This window comes from Trichocoleus sp. FACHB-40 (genome assembly GCF_014695915.1).
Taxonomy (GTDB): Bacteria; Cyanobacteriota; Cyanobacteriia; order Cyanobacteriales; family FACHB-T130; genus Funiculus; species Funiculus sociatus.
In genome coordinates this window covers 14956-33644 of sequence record NZ_JACJPF010000058.1, presented here as the reverse complement: position 1 = coordinate 33644, position 18689 = coordinate 14956, and the positions used below count along the sequence as shown (strand labels likewise).

Sequence of the window (18689 nt, the reverse complement as noted above, 5' to 3'; positions counted from 1 at the left end):
TTCTCCCCTAATCCGATTTTCTTTGACGAGGTTATTGTGTTACTCTGGCTTTCAAACTATTATTTTTTCTAGGTTCTCTTCGCTCGCTTGAGTCTCGCTTTCGCTCGTCTCTCTCGACCGCTTTATTAATGTAGCAACTCTCTCCCCAATGTGTCAACTGTTTGGGAAAATTTCTTTTTGTGCTTCAGAAGTCGCTTCTAGAAAGGTATTTGGGCTAAATTATTTTTTGGAAGACTCTATGAAGTTAAGGAAAAAAGGGTTGTGAGCGCGATCGCTACTTTGCCTACATCAATAGTTTTAGACCCGCTGATACGCGGCTGGCTATTAGAGGATATTGGTCGGGGCGATCGCACGACCCAAAGCTTGTTAAGCGGCGAAGTGCGCGTCGGGCAAGCAGAATGGACTGCTAAGGAGTCGGGAGTTATTGCAGGATTACCTATTGCAGCAAGGGTGTTCCAGCATTTGAGCGACGATGTAAGCTTTGTCCCTGTTGTTGCGGAGGGAGAGCAATGCCATCGAGGGCAAGTGGTGGCCCGCCTTCAGGGTCAACTAGAGGCATTACTTATAGGAGAACGAGTTGCCCTAAATTTGGGAATGCGTCTGAGTGGGATTGCTACGCTTACTCGTAAATACGTTGACCAAATTGCAGATTTGCCAACGCGACTGGTGGATACTCGCAAAACGACTCCAGGGCTGAGAATACTTGAAAAGTACGCAACGCAGGTGGGAGGAGCGATTAACCACCGCATGGGGCTAGATGACGGTGTGATGATCAAGGATAATCACATCGCTGTGGCTGGGGGCATTGCAGAAGCGATCGCTCAAATTAGTTCCAGAATCCCCTATCCGCTCACCATCGAAGTTGAAACTGAAACTCTAGAACAAGTACAAGAAGCATTACAGCACGGTGCGGATATCATCATGCTGGACAATATGCCCCTGGATATGATGCAGCAAGCAGTACAGATGATTCGCCAGAACAACAAGCGGATCAAAATTGAAGCCTCTGGCAACATTACTTTAGAAACCATCCGGGCTGTCGCTGAAACTGGCGTAGATTACATTTCCAGCAGCGCCCCTATTACTCGCTCAACTTGGTTGGATTTGAGTATGAACATAGACGTTAGTACGATGGAGGAAACAAGCATACTGCCTGAGGTTTCGGCAAAACCCCAATGAACTCGACTCTTGAACAACTGAAAACTAAATTTGAGCAGGCTTTAATCGCCGCCTTTGGGACTGACTATGCTGGAATAGACCCAATGCTGGTAAGTGCTAGCAATCCCAAGTTTGGCGATTATCAATCGAATGCTCCGTTATCTCTAACTAAAAAGTTAGGTCAGCCACCACGAGCGATCGCAGAAAAAATTGTTCAGAATCTAGATGTAAGCGATTTGTCTCAGCCTCCAGTCGTAGCTGGTCCTGGCTTTATCAATTTCACCCTGAAACCAGAATATTTGGAAGCGCAATTGCGTGAGATTCAGGCAGATCCTCGGCTGGGTGTCAGCAACGCGAAAAATCCTCAGCGAACAGTGGTGGATTTTTCCGCCCCCAATATTGCCAAAGAAATGCACGTTGGTCACTTGCGCTCTACTATTATTGGGGACTGTATCGCCCGGATTTTAGAATTTCGTGGTCACGACGTTCTGCGGTTGAACCATGTAGGCGACTGGGGAACTCAGTTCGGGATGCTCATAGCCTATTTGCGGGAAGTTTGCCCAGAAGCTTTAACTACTGCTAATGCAGTGGATTTGGGGGATTTGGTAGCTTTTTACCGGAAAGCAAAACAGCGGTTTGATGAAGATAAAGAGTTTCAGGAGACGGCGCGGCAAGAAGTAGTAAAGTTGCAGGGTGGTGCTGAAGACTCTCTACGGGCATGGAATTTGCTGTGCGAACAGTCACGGCGAGAGTTTGAAGTTATCTACAAGCTGCTGGATGTTCAGTTGATAGAACGGGGTGAATCTTTCTATAACCCGTTGTTACTTTCAGTAGTAGAAGACCTGAGTAAATTGGATTTGCTAGTTGAAGACAATGGGGCTAAATGTGTCTTCTTAGAAGGGTTTACTAATAAAGAGGGTGAGCCGCTACCGCTGATTGTGCAAAAGACTGATGGCGGCTACAATTACGCTACAACCGACTTGGCGGCTTTACGCTACCGGATTGAACAGGATCAGGCTGAGCGGATTATCTACGTTACTGATGCTGGACAGGCGAATCACTTTGCTCAAGTGTTTCAGGTGGCTCGTCGGGCAGGATGGATTCCGGAAAACATTACGATTGTCCACGTTCCCTTTGGTTTGGTGCTGGGGGAAGATAACAAGAAGCTGAAAACCCGTTCTGGGGAAACAGTGCGGTTACGGGATTTGCTGGATGAAGCGATCGCACGTACTCGTACCGATCTCGAAGCTAGAGTCAAGGAAGAAGGACGCTCAGAAACGGAAGAATTCATTACCCACACTGCCAAAGTTGTTGGTATCAGTGCTGTCAAATATGCTGACTTGAGCCAAAACCGCACCAGTAATTATGTCTTTAGTTACGACAAAATGCTGGCTCTCCAAGGTAACACGGCTCCTTATATGCTTTATGCCTATGTCCGAATTCAAGGGATTAGCCGTAAAGGTGAAATTGACTTCCAACAGTTGGGAGCAGATGCCAAAATTCTTTTGCAGGAAGAAGCAGAATTGACTTTAGCAAAACATTTATTACAGTTGAGCGAATTCCTCAGTGATGTTGAGCAAGATTTGCTACCTAATCGTCTTTGTCAATACTTATTTGAACTAAGCCAGAAGTTCAATCAATTTTACGATCAGTGTAACGTGCTAAAAGCGGAGGAACCTCTACGGACATCTCGATTATTGCTGTGCGATTTAACTGCTAGAACTCTGAAGCTGGGATTATCGTTGCTGGGGATTCCAGTGTTAGAAAGAATGTAGGAGGAAGCGATCGCGCACACTTAACATCAACAGCCGAAATTAACTCGGTTGTTGGACAATTTGCTGTTGATACTCCTGCTCAGTCATGATATCTCGTGTACTTTCCAGTCGATCTAAAAATACGATTCCATCAAGATGATCGTTTTCATGTTGAAATATCCGGGCGACAAAATCTGTAAATTCTCCCCGCTGCAAGTTGCCATTCCGGCTGGTGTACTCTACCTCTATCGCCCGATATCTGGGAACTAACCCACGAATCCCCGGAATGCTCAGACAGCCTTCCCAGCCTTTCGCAACCTCATCTGAACGACCAATAACTCTAGGATTGAGGATAGCAGTTGGCTCCATCTCCGGAGCATTAGGATACCTAGGATTAGGACGAGACGCCACAATGAACAAGCGATAAGATTGAGCTACCTGGGGTGCTGCAATCCCAACCCCATTAGCTTGAGCAACGGTTGAAATTAGATTGTCAATCAGCTTTTGAATCCGCTCATCACGAACATTTTCAATATTTTGGGCTTGTTGGCGGAGGATGGGATTGCCTAGCTGAGCGATTTGCAGGATTTCAGTCATGGCTTTTGTTGGTTGAAAATAGCGATCGCTACAACAAGAATGGATAATACTATTCTGCACAAAGCGGTAGAGGTGAGCCGTGGATATTTCTCTTGAACAGCTCTGGAGTCAGGTACTGGAGCGTCTACAGCTACAACTGAGCCGTCCTACCTTTGAAACTTGGATCAAAACCGCCAGCGCCCAGGAGCTGGAAAATAACTGCTTGGTGATTTGCACTCCTAATCCCTTTGCTCGGAATTGGTTGCAAAAATATTACATCAAAACCATTGCTGATGTCGTCCAAGATATTCTGGGTAAGCCTGTGGAAATTCATATCACAGTGAACCCAGGAAATCAAACTTCTAACACTGGGGATGCTGAGATTTCTTGGTCTTTGCCCATTGAAACCAGTATCCCAGAGATTTTACCCGGCAACCGCCCTAGACCGATACAATTAAATCCCAAGTATGTTTTTTCACGCTTTGTTGTTGGCTCCAATAATCGTATGGCTCACGCTGCTTCTTTAGCAGTAGCAGAATCTCCAGGGCGTGAATTTAACCCTCTGTTTTTGTGCGGCGGTGTTGGGTTAGGCAAAACTCACTTAATGCAGGCTATTGGTCATTACCGTTTGGAAATTTGCCCGGATTCTAAAATATTTTATGTATCTACGGAACAGTTTACTAATGACCTAATTGCAGCTATCCGTAAAGATAGTATGCAAAGCTTTCGAGAACATTACAGAGCTGCGGATGTAATATTAGTTGATGATATTCAATTTATTGAAGGTAAAGAATATACTCAAGAAGAGTTTTTTCATACTTTTAACACTTTACACGAAGCTGGAAAGCAAGTAGTCATAGCTTCAGATCGTCCTCCCAATCAAATTCCCCGGTTGCAAGAACGCCTTTGTTCTCGTTTTTCTATGGGCTTAATTGCAGATATTCAACGCCCAGATTTAGAAACTAGAATGGCAATTTTGCAGAAAAAGGCAGAGTATGAAAATATGCGTTTGCCTAGAGTAGTAATTGAATATATTGCTACAAATTATACTTCAAATATTCGAGAGCTAGAAGGCGCTTTAATTCGGGCAGTGGCTTATATCTCAATTTCTGGGTTGCCGATGACGGTTGAAAATATTGCGCCAGTTTTGAATCCGCCTGCTGAAAAAGTAGCAGTTTCTCCTGAAGCGGTGATGATAGCGATCGCAGAAACTTTTAATGTTTCTATTGAAGACTTAAAAGGCAATTCCCGTCGTCGAGAAATCAGCTGGGCGCGACAACTTGGGATGTATCTGATGCGCCACCACACGAATCTTAGTTTACCCAGAATTGGTGAGGAGTTCGGGGGTAAAGATCACACGACGGTAATGTATAGCTGCGACAAAATTATTCAGCTGCAAAATACAGATCCCGATGTGGCAAAGACACTACGTCAACTAAGCGATCGCATCAATATGCTGTGCAGAAACCAAAATCAATCTTAACTATCTAGTTGACGTTAACCACCTTACTTAACTTAATTTTTTTCTAAATAAATGTAAAGATTTATTAAGTTAAAATTTGCCTGTGGAAAAACTCCTATTTTCTGTGGAAAAATCTGTGGTAAAGCAGTGAAAAATCTGTGACTGTAGGGGAAAACTTTAAATGAGTATAAATACTTTGTGGAAAACCCCTGCTACTTTTCCACAAATTTTCCACAGGCTAGACATAGCTCAAACTAATACAGACAGAAGAATTAGCAAGTTTTTCCACATTTTCCACAGCCCCTACTACTACTCTTCTAAAATTAATTTAATTTAGGATTAGTATTCGCGATCGCTGTTTTTGCAGTTTCAACTGGATTGCTTTGGGCAGGAATGCTACGATCTGCATCTGTGCCAAGAGTAAGCGAGTTGTTGTGTTTGACCCAACAACTCCAAAATCGAACTTCTATGAAACTGGTTTGCTCCCAAAACGATCTCAGTACCAATCTTTCTATCGTCGGTCGAGTAGTGCCATCACGCCCGACACATCCTGTCTTAGCAAATGTCAAGCTGGAAGCCAATCAAGAGACTCAGCGTGTATCCCTGACGGCATTCGATCTCAGCCTTGGCATTCAAACAAGCTTTCCGGCACAAGTGGAAGAGGCGGGGATACTCACCCTACCTGCAAAGCTGTTAAACGATATTGTTTCCCGTTTGCCCGACGGAACGATTACTCTGGAAGATGAAGGGGCCGGAGAAACGAACAGCGAAGGCATTATCGCCACCCTGACTTCTACCTCTGGAAGCTATAAAGTCCGGGGAATGGGAGCAGAAGAGTTTCCAGAACTGCCAGTAATTGAAAATGGCGAAACAGCTTATTTACCAGCCGCAGCTTTAATCGAAGGATTGCGGGGTTCGTTGTTCGCCACCAGTCCCGACGAAACGAAACAGGTATTGACAGGAGTTCACCTAACATTTCAGCAAGAAGAAATTGAATTTGCTGCCACCGATGGTCATCGTTTATCAGTTGTGCAGACGACTAACCAGAGTGAAGTGGATGAGGAAACAACAGTATCATCGGCTGAGGCGAACAAGAGAGAGATAACTATTCCAGCCAGAGCATTGCGGGAATTGGAACGGATGTTAGGGATGCGCCAGTCGGCGGAAGCAGACTCTAGCGGTAAGGATAGCGCGATCGCTCTCCATCTTGACCAAGGACAGGTCGTTTTTGAGTTAGCAGATCAGCGTATAACCAGCCGAACTTTAGAGGGACAATTTCCCGCTTATCGTCAGCTGATTCCACAAAAATTCGAGCGACAAATAACAATTGATCGTCGTCAGTTGCTCAATTCTTTGGAGCGCATTGCGGTGCTAGCCGACCAAAAAAATAATATCGTCAAGTTCACCATAGACAGCAGCAACCAGAAAATTTCCCTATCTGTTGAAGCCCAGGATGTCGGTAGTGGCCGCGAGTCTCTACCTGCACAGATAGCGGGTAATAGTTTAGAAATTGCCTTTAATGTCACTTATCTGAGAGATGGACTCAAGGCACTGCAATCCTCGGAAATTCAAATACACATGAATACAGGTAATAGTCCTGTGATTCTGACACCTCTTGGGGGTTTGAAAATGACTTATTTAGTAATGCCAGTGCAGCTTCGCGTCTAGCAGTAAGTGACTTTAATTAAAGGTAAAAATCGCTTAAGCTATAGAAACCCAACTTTCTAAAAAACTGGGTTTCTATAGCTTAGGTTTATTTATCTCTTCTTACGGGATAATAAATCCTCGTCGGGGGCGTCGCTGTGGAGAAAGAGTACCAGATGTTGCGATCGCGCGTAAGCGATAAGCCCCAGCTTCTCCTCCCCCGGAGGAATTGGCAATCACCAAGTAAGTCCCATTTGCTGGCAGTGTCGCCATAATAGTAGCATTTCCATTACCGCCGCCATCATCGTCCTGAGCCAGCTCATTGCCATTTGGGTCGAGGAGAATCAAGTATGAGTCTAGCTGCTGGCTGATCATGTCAATTCTAATCCGCGCTCCAGCTCTTCCCTGAAAAATGTAGAGATCAAAAAAGCTGTTATCTACTGGTAAAACATTGTCGCCCTTACTGAGTGCAGCATTGACGAAAGTACCATTTAATGATATTTGCTGAGGCTGTTTAACAGGGGAAGTTCGTTGTTGGCGAGTCGAGGTAGTGGAAGCGCGTCCTTGGCGAACTGCGGTCAGAAAAGGTTGCACTTGGTCTACGGGAATAGCAAAACCTATGCCAATGTTGCCAGCAGTCCGACCGCTAGTGAAAATAGCAGTATTCACGCCAATCAGCTGTCCCTGGCTATTCAGGAGTGGCCCTCCGGAATTACCAGGATTGATGGCTGCATCTGTTTGAATTAATCCTCGCTGTTTGTCGATGCGGCTGACAATCCCGACAGTAAAGGTTCCCTGAAATTGCCCAAAAGGATTACCAATAGCATAAGCTCGTTGTCCTACCTGGACTGAGCCGGGACGAGCTAAGGCGACTGTAGGTAGATTATTCTGTCCGCGAATTTTTAGAACGGCTAAATCTAGACCATTATTACCAAAAGCAACAATATCTGCTGGAAGTCTTCTACCATCTGCAAGAATGATGCTCAAGGTGCGACGACGAGCTTGGGCCACGACGTGGGCATTGGTTAAAACCAGGCCGTCTCGGCTAATGATGCTGCCGCTGCCAGTGCCATCACCCGCGTCAATAGAAACTACAGCGGGACTGGCTTTTTTATAAACCTGAATATTAGTTCTTTCGTCAACGTCTTGAGCAAAGGCGCTATTTGGGGCAATAAAGTCAAAGGGAGCGATCGCTCCCATCGCATTAGCACCAATGGCAACTGCGGCAGCGACGATTCCCGAAGTTGCATTACGCAGGAGTTTGGTACTCATTCGTTAGTTTTTTTAAGCTTTTTTGATTGTTCTAACATATTTGATAGCGATCGCGTGTATCGCTAGCGGCTTCCGGTTTATTTCAATCATCTTCTATTGTTGTTGAAATCCGGATGCCGCCTGAGTACCCCGATCGACAATCGCAATATGCCATTGACCCAACTGACTACTTTCAAAAGCCACATAACGCCCATCTCCGGTAATGGTGGGATGGCGCACTGACCCTCGGATGTTGCTGGTGAGCAATCGCGATCTTTGGATTTGGCGATCGTAAACAAAGATATCAGTTTTACCCCGTTCGCTAGAAACATAGGCGATAAATCTACCATCAGCACTAAGAGCAGGTTGATCCTGTCTGGAGTCACGACGATTTAGATTGGGGATAGAAACGAGACGGCGTTCCTGCAAGTCGTAGAGAAAGATGTCTCGATTGTTATTGCGGTCAGAGGCAAAAGCAAGATAACGCCCGTCGCTGCTGTAGGCGGGATGTTCATCTGGTGTTTGGCTGTTGATGCCACCCGTGAGTATTTGCGGCTGGTTGAATAGCTGGGTATCAAGGCAACCAGTCAGGCTTAAGCCTAACAAAATTGTTAACCAAAGTAACGAACGACTAAAGCCAAAGACGAACAAACATAGCCCGCTTGGGCGGGCTATAAATATATTCACATTTTCTAAACCTGCTAGTCGCGATTTCGTTGGTCTAGCAGACGAGTTTATTCGTCGGAGGTATTTGCCTAAGTCCTGCATCATTATGGAGATGGTGGAATCAGGGGTTCCCCAGAACGTCCGTAAACTGCAATATCCCACTGACCATTTTCACTGGATTCAAAGGCGATAGTACCGCCATCGGCGCTAATTGTAGGGTTTCGCACTTCTGCTTGTAAGTTTTCTGTAAGATTGCGTAACTGCCGAGTCTCGCGATCGTAGAGGTAGATTCCCGAACGACCTTGACGACTGGCAGCAAAAACAATGTAACGACCGTCAGCAGATATAGAGGGGTGGGAAGCGATCGCATCCAAGGCATTTAAACCCGGTAAATCAATCAAACGCTGATCCACCGTATCAAAAAGATAAACGTCTTGAGTGCTACGCCGATCAGAAATAAACACAATGTACCGACTGGCAAGTTGGGGTGTTAACTCTGAAGCAGGACTATTTAAACTTCGCCCTGCTGAATCGAAAGGAAAGCTCATCAAACGACCTGAGCCGCTACAGCTGCTCAGCAAACCTGGTAAGGTGATAACTGCTGATAGAAAAATGCAACATTTCATTGACATTTTGCACATAGCGACTTCTAGTCGCAGCTACACAGAGGAAACCTCCCTACAAAGGTTTCACAAGTCTTAATTTAAGCCCGCGCACCATCCGGACTTAGTTTTTATAGCCACGATTTTAATCGCTGGGTGACTGTGTCAAGGCGAGGTAGATGGGCTGCCATCGGGGATATCTAATTCAATATTAGATCCCCGGTCTAGCACCTCAACGTCCCACTGACCGCGACTGCTACTTTCAAAAGCAATGTAGCGACCATCGGGACTAATACTAGGATTTCTTACCCAGCTACGATAGCCAATGGATAAGATTTGTGACGATCTAGTGCTGCGGTCGTAGAGTTCTAGTTCCGGGCGACCTTGATCGCTGGCGATGTAGGCTATGTAGCGACCGTTATGACTGAGGCTGGGATTTTCTGCGATCGCGTCCCTTTTATTCAAGTTCGGCAAATCTATAAATTGCCGAACTTGCAAGTCGTACATCCAAATTTGCCGCCCACCATCGCGGTTAGACACAAACGCCAGAAACCGACCATTGCCGCTTAATGTCGGTTGTTCATCTGTATAACGACTGTTCAGGGTAGCTGGCGTTAGCGTGCGATTGACTGGGGTACAGGCTACGGCTAACAAAGGCATACTTAACCAAATACTCCGCCTTACCCAGGTATGGATTTTCAGGCGGCACATCAATCTTTTCACTTCAATGCCTAGTTGCTGGCAAATGTAGTTATACGGGAATATTCTCAGGACTTTGGGCGATCTACTAGCGATCGCCCTTACTAAGTCATTCTTAGGCAAAATTTCCTGAGTTGTCGCCTTCATCATCCGGAAAGTCTATGGGTTTGTATTCCACATAGTCAGTTGGTGTCGCTTCTACATCGCCAGAAGGCGGTCGTGATGATTCTCTCGGCGGACGAGTTCTTTTTGGCTTAGTTGAACCCTCAGAATCGCGACGTGGCGATCGCGTTGAGCTGGGACGACTGGTACGGATTGGTTTATCTTCTTCCCAGGTATTTGTTGATTGCCAATCATCAGTTTCTTCTGTCGGACGACTTTCCGGACGGCTGGTACGGATTGGTTTATCTTCTTCCCAGGTATCTGTTGCTTGCCAATCATCAATCCTTTCTGTCGGACGACCTTCTGGACGGCTAGGACGACTTGGCTTGTCCTCCCAAGTGTCTGTAACTTCCCAACCACCAGGCTGTTCGGTTGGGCGACTTTCTGGACGGGGGCGACGCGACGTTTTGCGCGTTCTGGATGATATTCCAGTTCCGGTTTCACTAGATCGCTCTGTTGAACTCGGTCTTTGCGTTCCCCGACTGCTGGGACGACGACGCGGTTCATCCTCATAGGTTTCGCGGCTGCTGCGGGAATCTTGCGTTCCTCTGATGCGGCGAGTTACAGGTCGCTCTTCCATCGGTTCGATTTCATCGAACTCGGCTCTATACACGCGGCTAACTGGTCGATCGTCTTCTACGATCGGCGTATCCCGCTTTGCTTGCTCCGTAGCTATTCCCCGCATCCGAACGCTTTCAAATCCGAAAAAGATAGCTGAGCCAGTCAACAGAAACTGACCAAATTGCAAAATCGGATCTAGCCGCCATCCCTGAAACAGGAGAATAAAGCCGCACAACAGACCGACGGCTGCAAAAAAAATATCGTGGTCTCGCGCTAGCTCTGGGCGCACGGAGCGCAGGAAGTACAGTGCTGCTCCTGCCACTGCCAGAAAAATACCCAGAATACTGGCTGAATTAAGCCCGAAGTTTACCATTGGTGTTTTCCCAAGACAAATCTATGTTAGCTAGTTCACCGAAAAAATTGCTACGCGGGTTGGGAATTCTAATTTTTAGTATCCTGGGTCAGCAGGAGAGCGATCGCGCAGAGATTAACTTGTCTCCAAGGGCAGAAGTAGCTTCCCTTTAACATATAACATCTCAGTTTTTTTATATGTAGAGAGGCTTTCCAAAAAGCCTCTCTACAATAATAATTTTCGCTAAACTGAGGTTTCAGGTTGCTCCCAAAAGCTAGGAACGTTGAATTTTATCCTTTTGGCTAATAAAGATCAGGGCTACTGTTGCCGGAATAACCACAATTACAGCACCCCAGAGCAGACTGTACAAAAAATTCGCTAATGAAGGTGTCATTATTCTTCGCTCTCTTTTACAACGATTTCTTTTGATCAATTTTAACGATATGTTATGACCTTGAGAACCCTTTTGGTCACTTGATTTTCTTGAAGGTCTTTTACAGCCCTTTGGGAATCTAACGCAGCACCAGAGGGCAGTGCTGCGTTAGAATAATGAGAGACTTAGTTACAAAAGTTTAAATTATCTGTCTTGTCGTACCAATTGCACGACAGGTAGCTAACAAGATAGAAATTTTTACCGTCGGAAATTTCCAAAGATTAAGAGCCAATGGACGCTGTCACGCTTGCTAGCTGGATACTTGGCCCGCTTGTGGGCTTAATGACCTTTTTGTTTATCTTCCGGATTGTCCTTACCTGGTATCCCCAGGTAGACCTGAATCGCCTTCCCTTCAATTTGATTGCTTGGCCTACGGAACCTTTTTTAGTGCCGTTGCGTAAAATTGTACCGCCGATTGGGGGAGTGGATATTACCCCGATTATTTGGGTGGGAATTTTTAGCCTGATCCGAGAAATATTCTTGGGGCAACAGGGACTACTTACAATGCTGCATTAGGTCTAAAGTAGAGTGGGCTTTTTGCCCACCCTACAAATGTTATTTATTGCCTCTGCATTAACTGCTCGACAAAATTGGTATAAACCTCGCCCTCTAAAAACTCTGGGGTTTCCATAATTTTTTGATGGAAGGCGATAGTTGTTGGCAGACCTGTGATGGCGCACTCCCGCAAAGCCCGCTTCATGCGCTTAATGGCTGTCGGGCGATCGCTTCCCCAAACAATTAACTTACCAATCAACGAGTCGTAATAGGCCGGAATTTCATAATCAGTATAGACGTGGGAATCCATCCGCACACCAGGGCCACCCGGAGGTAAGTAGCCGCTGATCCGCCCTGGATGAGGGCGGAAGTTGTGATCCGGGTCTTCCGCGTTAATCCGGCATTCGATAGAATGACCCCGGAGAACTACCTGGTCTTGGGTAAGCTGCAATTTCTCACCCTGAGCAATGCGAATTTGTTCTGCAATCAAGTCTAATCCCGTAATCATTTCTGTAACTGGATGTTCGACTTGAATCCGGGTATTCATTTCCATGAAGTAAAATTCCCCAGAAGGCGCGAGAAGAAACTCTACTGTACCAGCTCCGGTGTAGTTAATAGACTTAGCAGCCATAACAGCAGCATTACCCATTTTTTCGCGCATTTGTTGGTCTAGAACTGGGCTGGGAGCTTCTTCTAATAACTTCTGATGGCGGCGTTGGATGGAGCAGTCGCGTTCCCCCAGGTGAATGACGTTACCGTGGCTATCGGCTAAAATTTGAAATTCAATGTGGCGAGGACGCTCAATAAATTTTTCCATATAGACACCTGCATTGCCAAACGCAGCTTCGGCTTCTCCCTGTGCAGCTAGGAAGAGTTTGACAAGTTCGCTTTGTTCCCGTACCAGGCGCATTCCTCGTCCGCCACCTCCAGCGGTGGCTTTGATCATAACGGGATATCCAATTTTATCGGCGATCGCTAGTGCTTCTTTTTCCGAAAGCAAGAGTCCATCACTTCCCGGTACAGTCGGAACCCCAGCCCGAATCATGGTTTCTTTGGCGGTGGATTTATCGCCCATTGCCCGAATTGCTTCCGGCGTAGGGCCGATGAAAGAAATCTGGTGGGCGGCACAAATTTCGGCAAATCTGGCGTTTTCTGCCAAAAAACCGTAGCCTGGGTGAATCGCGATCGCATTGCGCGTTAAAGCCGCTGCAATGATATTCGGAATATTCAGATAACTTTTGCTACTGGCAGGTTCGCCAATGCAAACGGCTTCATCCGCCAACTGGACATGGAGGGCGTGGCGGTCAATCGTCGAATGAACCGCAACAGTAGCAATCCCCATCTCTTCACAGGTACGGAGAATACGGAGAGCAATTTCCCCTCGGTTGGCAATCAAAATTTTGGAAAAACGCATCTTCTAACTTTTTATAGAAATGGGGGAGAGCTTCATAACCTACGATCCTAATTATTTCAGGATGTCGCCTTTAATCTCAGTAGAATATAGCGATCGCTTCTTTAACTTTGCATTCTTGGGTGTAAAACTTTCCTTTGCTCTAAGAAGAATGAAATTAGCATAGAAGATGCTACTATAGATAAATCTCCGAGCGGATGTGGCGGAATTGGTATACGCGCACGTTTGAGGGGCGTGTGGCTTTGCCTTGCGAGTTCGAGTCTCGCCATCCGCATTATTTGTTACTGTTGAGTGTTGAGTTTTGATTAAACTCAGCACTCATAATTTTTTATGGGGATGCGCTCCTGAGCAGAATTCTGTATCATTTCATATAGATAATGAAGTTTTGTAAACAAAATTGACTTCTACTGTTAGACCTACAAATAGTGTTGCGCTGCCGACAGCTTGGTACTCTCTAAACCCGATTTGGCAGGGCGGGGAAGAAGTAGTGCAGCAAGGATTGCCCCACACTCAGCTAACACCAGCATGGCAAATGCTTTTGTTGGGCGACGGATCTCCTACCCGGCACCTACAGCTTCTGACTGGCGAACCAACAGAAGTTGACGTAATTGATATGTCTCTAGTTGGTATGGATGCCGATGGCGCACCAGACCACATCCAAGCGGTTCCGGGGCCAAGGTTGCGACGGCAAGTGTGGCTGCGTACAGCTTCTGGGCAACGATTGGCTTATGCTACCTCCTGGTGGGAAGCCAGCCATGTAGATGAATATTTACAAAATCGGTCTTTGCCAATTTGGGCAAGTCTGGCGCGGTTGCGGACTGAGTTGTATCGGGATGTGCAAGGGATTTATTGCGGTCACTCACCTGCGTTAGAGTCCGCTTTTGAACAAGTGGGGCCGTTTTGGGGCCGCCATTACCTTTTTTGGCACCACGGAAAGCCCTTAACCCTAATTTACGAAGTTTTTTCCCCTTATTTGACGAAATACTTGGGATTGTCGCAGCCCATTTAATTAATAGTCATTAGTCATCAGTAAAAAACTCATAACTAATGACTAATGATTAACAGGTGGCAGATTTTTCCAGCATCAACTTAGAACGCTTTACTTGCTCCGGAACAGTTATCGGATAGTCGCCAGTGAAGCAAGCAGAACAGAAACTATTAGTATCTTCGCCTGTCGTCTTCAGCATTCCATCCCAGCTGAGATAAGCCAGTGAGTCTACGCCAATTTGTTCGGCAATTTCTGCTGCTGACTTTGTTGCAGCAATCAGCTGATCCTGGTTGTCGGTGTCAATGCCGTAGAAACAGGGGTGAGTCACTGGCGGGGAAGAAATTCGCATATGAACTTCAGTCGCACCAGCATCTCGGAGGGCTTTAACAAGTTTGCGGCTGGTGGTTCCCCGCACGATGGAGTCATCAACAATTATGATTCGTTTACCAGTTAGGACATCTTTAAGAGGGTTAAGCTTCATCTTGATGCCAGACTCGCGCATTGTCTGAGTCGGCTGGATGAAAGTGCGGCCAACGTAACGATTCTTAATCAAACCTTCGGCGTAAGGGATGCCTGATGCTTGGGAAAAGCCAATAGCAGCTGGAATGCCGGAATCTGGTACACCAATGATTACATCGACATCAGCGGGGGATTCTTTTGCCAGTTGACGACCTAGCCGCAGACGGTAGCTATACAGAGTTTCGTCGTGCATAATGCTATCTGGGCGGGCAAAGTAAATCATTTCAAAGATGCACAGCTTCCGCTTAGGTTGTTCCGCCCAGAAAAATGAAGCCAAGCCTTCTTGGGTGATCCAAACTAATTCGCCTGGTTCAACATCCCGCACGTATTCCGCGCCAATAATATCTAACCCACAAGTCTCAGAAGCAAGTACGTAACGTTCGGGGCTGGTACCCATGCTGCCAATTACCAGGGGGCGAATGCCATTAGGATCGCGTACCCCCATTAAACCATCTGGTGTCCCGATTGCTAGGCTAAAAGCGCCTTTGCACTGGCGAAAGGCGCAGATGGCTCCTTCTAACCAGTCTTTGCCTGCATTAATTTCTGTGGCAATAGACAAAGCGATCGCTTCTGAATCTGTTGTGGTAATTAAGTCCCATTTACGCCGCAACAACTCTTCGCGCAGCTGAGTTGTATTGACTAAATTACCATTATGTGCAAGAGCCAGTTTTCCTAAGCGTGTTTCCACAACAGCGGGCTGAGCGTTCACGACGCGACTAGAGCCAGTAGTGGAATAACGAGTATGACCAACCGCCAAATCTCCAGGCAATTGATTCAAGATTGTTTCATTAAATACTTGGGACACCAATCCCATTTCTTTGTGTAAATGCACCTGGTTGCCTTCAAAAGTGGCAATTCCTGCCGATTCCTGTCCTCGGTGTTGTAAGGCGTATAGACCAAAGTAGGTCAATTTGGCAACATCTTGTCCGGGTGCGTATACGCCAAAAACACCACAGGCTTCCTCTGGCTTATCAGGACGCTGTCCATCTGAGTCCGACTGGGCGGGATAAGCATTACTATCGAGGGGATGGTTGGGAATCATTTGAGAAGTTGGCTCCTAATTGCAGCACAGAAAGACTAACCAGGCTTAATAATCCTTAATAATCGCATAACCTTAACCTAATGTCGCTCACCTATAACTATAGTTATCAGGTGAGCAGTGCATTGAAGTAAACAAAGGGCAAGCGTTAAGTTGCCAGGCGGCGTTGAATAGCATTATGAGTGCGATCGCTCATATCTTCCATGCTAACTTCTATTAAGGTTTGGCTTGAGGTCGTAAAAACCCGTAAAAAGGAGTCTGGATTTCCAACCCGACCAAGTTGTTGCCAGTTATCTTCCAGATGCTCCTGTAAATAGGATTCCCAAATTGCTTGGTGTTGTTGCGATACAGAGATTAAAATTCTTGCTCCCCCTTCGCCAAAAAGAATTTCATCCCAACGTAAGGAAGATTCCGAAGTAAGATTAATCTCGGCTCCTAGATTGCTAGTGATGCAAGATTCTGAGAGAGCGATCGCCACCCCTCCCTCAGCACAATCATGCGCCGAACGAACCCAACCGCGACGAATTCCCTCGCGACAAGCAGCTTGCACCCTACGTTCCCACTCAAAATCTACCACTGGCGGTTTTCCCGCAACAGTACCGTGAACTGTCGCCAAATACTCCGAACCGCCCAGCGTTACACCCTCTGATGAATCCAAACGCTGTCCGATAATATAAATTAAATCTCCCGGCTCTTGCCAACCTTGCCCACATATGCGCGTAATATCGGGAATCAGCCCCACCATCCCCACAACTGGAGTCGGGTAAATAGGTTGAGGTTTGCCCTCACTATCCAAAGTTTCATTGTAAAGAGACACGTTGCCGCCAGTGACAGGCGTTTGTAACTCCCGACAAGCTTCCGCTATTCCCCGGCAAGCTTCCGCCAGTTGCCAGTAACCTATCGGCTTTTCTGGACTAGGGAAATTCAGATTATCTGTCACCGCCAGCGGTTCTGCTCCCACACAACTAAGATTACGGGCAGCTTCCGCCACCACTGCCTTAGCGCCTTCGTAGGGGTCGAGATACACATAACGGGCATTACAATCCACCGTTGCAGCAACACCTATATTGCCCCCTTTGTTAGCTTCCACCGGACGCACCCGCACCACTGCTGCATCAGCACCACCAGGTACAATTACAGTATTATTCTGCACCTGATGGTCATACTGGCGATAAACCCAACGCTTAGAGGCAATGCTAGGTGTATCCAACAACTGAAGCAAGATATCATTCCAAGTTTTGAAGTTACCTTGGATTTCAATGCCATCTGGTGTGCAAGTGGGCAAAGATTCGCTTGTCCACTTCCAAGCTTTTTGAGCATACTCTGGTGCTTCCGTCAACAAGTCACGATGATAAATTGGCGTATTATCAGCCAACGCCGTTGCTGGGATTTCAGCCGCTACCTCACCTCGGAACAGAATCCGCACAATCGGCTTCTCAATTACTGTTCCGGCGACTACAGCTTGCAACCCCCAACGGTGGAAAATATCAATTAACTCTTGTTCCCGTCCCTTGTGAGAAACAAATAGCATTCGTTCTTGAGATTCAGAAAGCAGATACTCATAAGGCACCATCCCAGTTTCCCGCACTGGAATCTTGTCTAAATCAAGTTCAATCCCAACGCCGCCTTTAGCTGCCATTTCTGAGGTAGAACAGGTAATCCCAGCAGCACCCATATCCTGTGCTGCTACCACTGCGCCAGTTTTGAAGGCCTCCAAACAAGCTTCAATCAGGGATTTTTCTAAAAAAGGATCGCCTACCTGCACTGCTGGACGGTCATCCATCGATTCATCGCTGAGTTCGGCACTTGCAAAACTCGCGCCACCCATACCATCGCGTCCAGTGGTAGAACCGACATAAAGCACCGGATTACCTATTCCAGTAGCACCAGACATCACAATTTCCGGAGTTTCCATCAACCCCAGAGCCATAACATTGACTAAGGGATTCTCGCTGTAAGCTGGGTCAAAGTAAACTTCACCGCCAACTGTGGGGACTCCGACACAGTTACCATAATGTGAGATTCCCGATACCACGCCGCTGAAGAGTCGTCGTGTTTTGGCATCTTCTAGGGAACCGAAGCGGAGGGAGTTTAGCAAAGCAATGGGACGCGCACCCATTGTAAAGATATCCCGGAGGATACCACCTACTCCCGTTGCTGCTCCTTGAAATGGTTCGATAGCTGAGGGGTGATTGTGGGATTCTATTTTAAACGCCAGCTGCAGCCCGTCGCCCAAGTCTACAACACCAGCATTTTCTCCTGGCCCGACGAGAATGCGATCGCCTTCTGTGGGAAATTGCTTTAATAGCGGTCGTGAGTTCTTGTAGCAGCAATGTTCCGACCACATTACACCGAACATTCCCAACTCAGCTTTATTAGGATGACGACCTAGCCGCTGGACAATTTCTGTGTATTCTTCCGGCTTTATACCTTCAGCGGCGATTTCTTCAGGGGAAAAGGGAGCAGAGGAGATTGTAGACATAGAACCCATGAAAGGCGTAACACGCTTAATTGTATCGATATTTTCCCATTACTTTTGCTCTAGGTTCGCTACTCTATACGCGGATGGCGCTGAACTAAAGTTTTGGCTAAGAGCTAAAGTCAGTTTCAACTGGCTTAAATTTTGGGATATCAAGGGTGCATCTTACTTGGTGGAAGTTTGGGGGAAGAAATACACTATCGAAGCTGCGAGATAGTTTTTTGATTTCTTTTGAGCAAAATTGGTAGCTTTGAGCTTGGGTTGGTGGCTTCCCGATAAGTTCAAATAAGAGACTAGTTAAGGTTTTAAAGAGTCGATAGAAAATTGTAGCTGTTCTCACAGTATTCGATTATTTTGACAATTTTTACAAATATTATTTTGCCACCAATTAAAACAATCTAATGATTATTAACTATTAGGCGAAAATAGCAATTATTA

General features: G+C 46.4%; 18 protein-coding genes and 1 tRNA gene. 8 read left to right on the top strand and 11 right to left on the bottom strand.

Translation table 11 applies throughout. The annotated features are described in order from the left end of the window. Nucleotides 1-261 precede the first annotated feature (261 nt). Both nadC and argS read left to right on the top strand, forming a co-directional pair. Nucleotides 262-1179, top strand: a complete 918-nt coding sequence (nadC, locus tag H6F63_RS13445; protein WP_190638053.1) for a carboxylating nicotinate-nucleotide diphosphorylase — start codon at nt 262-264, stop codon at nt 1177-1179. Further along, nucleotides 1176-2933 carry an arginine--tRNA ligase gene (gene argS / locus H6F63_RS13440; RefSeq protein WP_190638051.1) on the top strand — a complete coding sequence of 586 codons (1758 nt, stop codon included), beginning with the start codon at nt 1176-1178 and terminating at the stop codon, nt 2931-2933. The genes nadC and argS overlap by 4 nt, the downstream gene beginning before the upstream one ends. Nucleotides 2934-2972: 39 nt before the next feature. Here the strand turns inward: argS and def are convergent, their stop codons facing one another. After that, nucleotides 2973-3509 carry a peptide deformylase gene (gene def / locus H6F63_RS13435; protein ID WP_190638049.1) on the bottom strand — a complete coding sequence of 179 codons (537 nt, stop codon included), beginning with the start codon at nt 3507-3509 and terminating at the stop codon, nt 2973-2975. Between the two features lie 79 nt (nt 3510-3588). Here def and dnaA point away from each other — a divergent pair, with 79 nt between their 5' ends. Further along, a complete protein-coding gene (dnaA, locus tag H6F63_RS13430) occupies nt 3589-4971 on the top strand; it encodes a chromosomal replication initiator protein DnaA (RefSeq protein ID WP_190460196.1) in 1383 nt (460 codons plus the stop codon). Between the two features lie 447 nt (nt 4972-5418). Beyond that, the gene (gene dnaN, locus H6F63_RS13425) at nt 5419-6618 is read left to right on the top strand and encodes a DNA polymerase III subunit beta (protein ID WP_190638047.1); all 1200 of its coding nucleotides are present in this window, start codon (nt 5419-5421) and stop codon (nt 6616-6618) included. 99 nt (nt 6619-6717) lie between these two features. Here the strand turns inward: dnaN and H6F63_RS13420 are convergent, their stop codons facing one another. From H6F63_RS13420 to H6F63_RS31010, 5 genes are all read right to left on the bottom strand, one after another. Further along, nucleotides 6718-7866 (bottom strand): trypsin-like peptidase domain-containing protein, encoded by a 1149-nt coding sequence (locus H6F63_RS13420; RefSeq protein ID WP_190638046.1) that lies wholly within the window; start codon nt 7864-7866, stop codon nt 6718-6720. Nucleotides 7867-7959: 93 nt separating this feature from the next. Beyond that, nucleotides 7960-8454 (bottom strand): biopolymer transporter, encoded by a 495-nt coding sequence (locus H6F63_RS13415; RefSeq protein WP_347269394.1) that lies wholly within the window; start codon nt 8452-8454, stop codon nt 7960-7962. 161 nt (nt 8455-8615) lie between these two features. After that, nucleotides 8616-9137 carry a PD40 domain-containing protein gene (locus H6F63_RS13410; RefSeq protein WP_190638044.1) on the bottom strand — a complete coding sequence of 174 codons (522 nt, stop codon included), beginning with the start codon at nt 9135-9137 and terminating at the stop codon, nt 8616-8618. Between the two features lie 141 nt (nt 9138-9278). Continuing rightward, on the bottom strand, nt 9279-9773 hold the full coding sequence (locus H6F63_RS13405) for a biopolymer transporter Tol (RefSeq protein WP_347276795.1): 495 nt from the start codon (nt 9771-9773) through the stop codon (nt 9279-9281). A 154-nt stretch (nt 9774-9927) separates the two neighbouring features. Beyond that, the gene (locus H6F63_RS31010; protein ID WP_190638042.1) at nt 9928-10908 is read right to left on the bottom strand and encodes a Ycf66 family protein; all 981 of its coding nucleotides are present in this window, start codon (nt 10906-10908) and stop codon (nt 9928-9930) included. Nucleotides 10909-10931: 23 nt separating this feature from the next. Between H6F63_RS31010 and H6F63_RS30530 the strand changes: the two genes are divergently transcribed. Further along, complete coding sequence (locus tag H6F63_RS30530) at nt 10932-11060, top strand: hypothetical protein (protein WP_277876408.1); 129 nt, start codon at nt 10932-10934, stop codon at nt 11058-11060. Between the two features lie 101 nt (nt 11061-11161). Here the strand turns inward: H6F63_RS30530 and H6F63_RS13395 are convergent, their stop codons facing one another. Further along, nucleotides 11162-11281 (bottom strand): photosystem II reaction center X protein, encoded by a 120-nt coding sequence (locus H6F63_RS13395; RefSeq protein WP_190410189.1) that lies wholly within the window; start codon nt 11279-11281, stop codon nt 11162-11164. A gap of 270 nt (nt 11282-11551) precedes the next feature. Between H6F63_RS13395 and H6F63_RS13390 the strand changes: the two genes are divergently transcribed. After that, complete coding sequence (locus H6F63_RS13390) at nt 11552-11836, top strand: YggT family protein (protein WP_190438510.1); 285 nt, start codon at nt 11552-11554, stop codon at nt 11834-11836. Between the two features lie 43 nt (nt 11837-11879). Here H6F63_RS13390 and accC read toward each other — a convergent pair whose 3' ends face one another. Continuing rightward, on the bottom strand, nt 11880-13229 hold the full coding sequence (gene accC / locus H6F63_RS13385; protein ID WP_190422905.1) for an acetyl-CoA carboxylase biotin carboxylase subunit: 1350 nt from the start codon (nt 13227-13229) through the stop codon (nt 11880-11882). Nucleotides 13230-13419: 190 nt separating this feature from the next. Between accC and H6F63_RS13380 the strand changes: the two genes are divergently transcribed. Together H6F63_RS13380 and H6F63_RS13375 are read left to right on the top strand one after the other, a co-directional pair. Beyond that, nucleotides 13420-13500 (top strand) — tRNA-Leu (locus H6F63_RS13380). A gap of 123 nt (nt 13501-13623) precedes the next feature. Further along, a complete protein-coding gene (locus H6F63_RS13375) occupies nt 13624-14235 on the top strand; it encodes a chorismate lyase (protein WP_190638041.1) in 612 nt (203 codons plus the stop codon). 49 nt (nt 14236-14284) lie between these two features. Here H6F63_RS13375 and purF read toward each other — a convergent pair whose 3' ends face one another. The 3 genes from purF to H6F63_RS31005 all read right to left on the bottom strand — a co-directional run bounded on the left by purF (nt 14285) and on the right by H6F63_RS31005 (nt 18591). Further along, entirely contained in the window at nt 14285-15775 is a 1491-nt protein-coding gene (gene purF / locus H6F63_RS13370; RefSeq protein WP_190638039.1) for an amidophosphoribosyltransferase, read from the bottom strand. 145 nt (nt 15776-15920) lie between these two features. Continuing rightward, nucleotides 15921-18254 carry a phosphoribosylformylglycinamidine synthase subunit PurL gene (gene purL, locus H6F63_RS13365; protein ID WP_190638038.1) on the bottom strand — a complete coding sequence of 778 codons (2334 nt, stop codon included), beginning with the start codon at nt 18252-18254 and terminating at the stop codon, nt 15921-15923. 106 nt (nt 18255-18360) lie between these two features. Beyond that, entirely contained in the window at nt 18361-18591 is a 231-nt protein-coding gene (locus H6F63_RS31005) for a DUF2887 domain-containing protein (RefSeq protein WP_190638036.1), read from the bottom strand. Nucleotides 18592-18689 lie beyond the last annotated feature (98 nt).

Bases quoted from the DNA above. Each gene is read 5' to 3' on its own strand.
- def (WP_190638049.1), bottom strand. From the start codon at position 3,509: ATGACTGAAATCCTGCAAATCGCTCAGCTAGGCAATCCCATCCTCCGC.
- argS (WP_190638051.1), top strand. From the start codon at position 1,176: ATGAACTCGACTCTTGAACAACTGAAAACTAAATTTGAGCAGGCTTTA.
- H6F63_RS13405 (WP_347276795.1), bottom strand. From the start codon at position 9,773: ATGCCTTTGTTAGCCGTAGCCTGTACCCCAGTCAATCGCACGCTAACG.
- H6F63_RS13420 (WP_190638046.1), bottom strand. From the start codon at position 7,866: ATGAGTACCAAACTCCTGCGTAATGCAACTTCGGGAATCGTCGCTGCC.
- H6F63_RS13410 (WP_190638044.1), bottom strand. From the start codon at position 9,137: ATGAAATGTTGCATTTTTCTATCAGCAGTTATCACCTTACCAGGTTTG.
- accC (WP_190422905.1), bottom strand. From the start codon at position 13,229: ATGCGTTTTTCCAAAATTTTGATTGCCAACCGAGGGGAAATTGCTCTC.
- H6F63_RS13395 (WP_190410189.1), bottom strand. From the start codon at position 11,281: ATGACACCTTCATTAGCGAATTTTTTGTACAGTCTGCTCTGGGGTGCT.
- H6F63_RS31010 (WP_190638042.1), bottom strand. From the start codon at position 10,908: ATGGTAAACTTCGGGCTTAATTCAGCCAGTATTCTGGGTATTTTTCTG.
- purL (WP_190638038.1), bottom strand. From the start codon at position 18,254: ATGTCTACAATCTCCTCTGCTCCCTTTTCCCCTGAAGAAATCGCCGCT.
- purF (WP_190638039.1), bottom strand. From the start codon at position 15,775: ATGATTCCCAACCATCCCCTCGATAGTAATGCTTATCCCGCCCAGTCG.
- dnaN (WP_190638047.1), top strand. From the start codon at position 5,419: ATGAAACTGGTTTGCTCCCAAAACGATCTCAGTACCAATCTTTCTATC.
- H6F63_RS30530 (WP_277876408.1), top strand. From the start codon at position 10,932: ATGTTAGCTAGTTCACCGAAAAAATTGCTACGCGGGTTGGGAATTCTA.
- H6F63_RS13390 (WP_190438510.1), top strand. From the start codon at position 11,552: ATGGACGCTGTCACGCTTGCTAGCTGGATACTTGGCCCGCTTGTGGGC.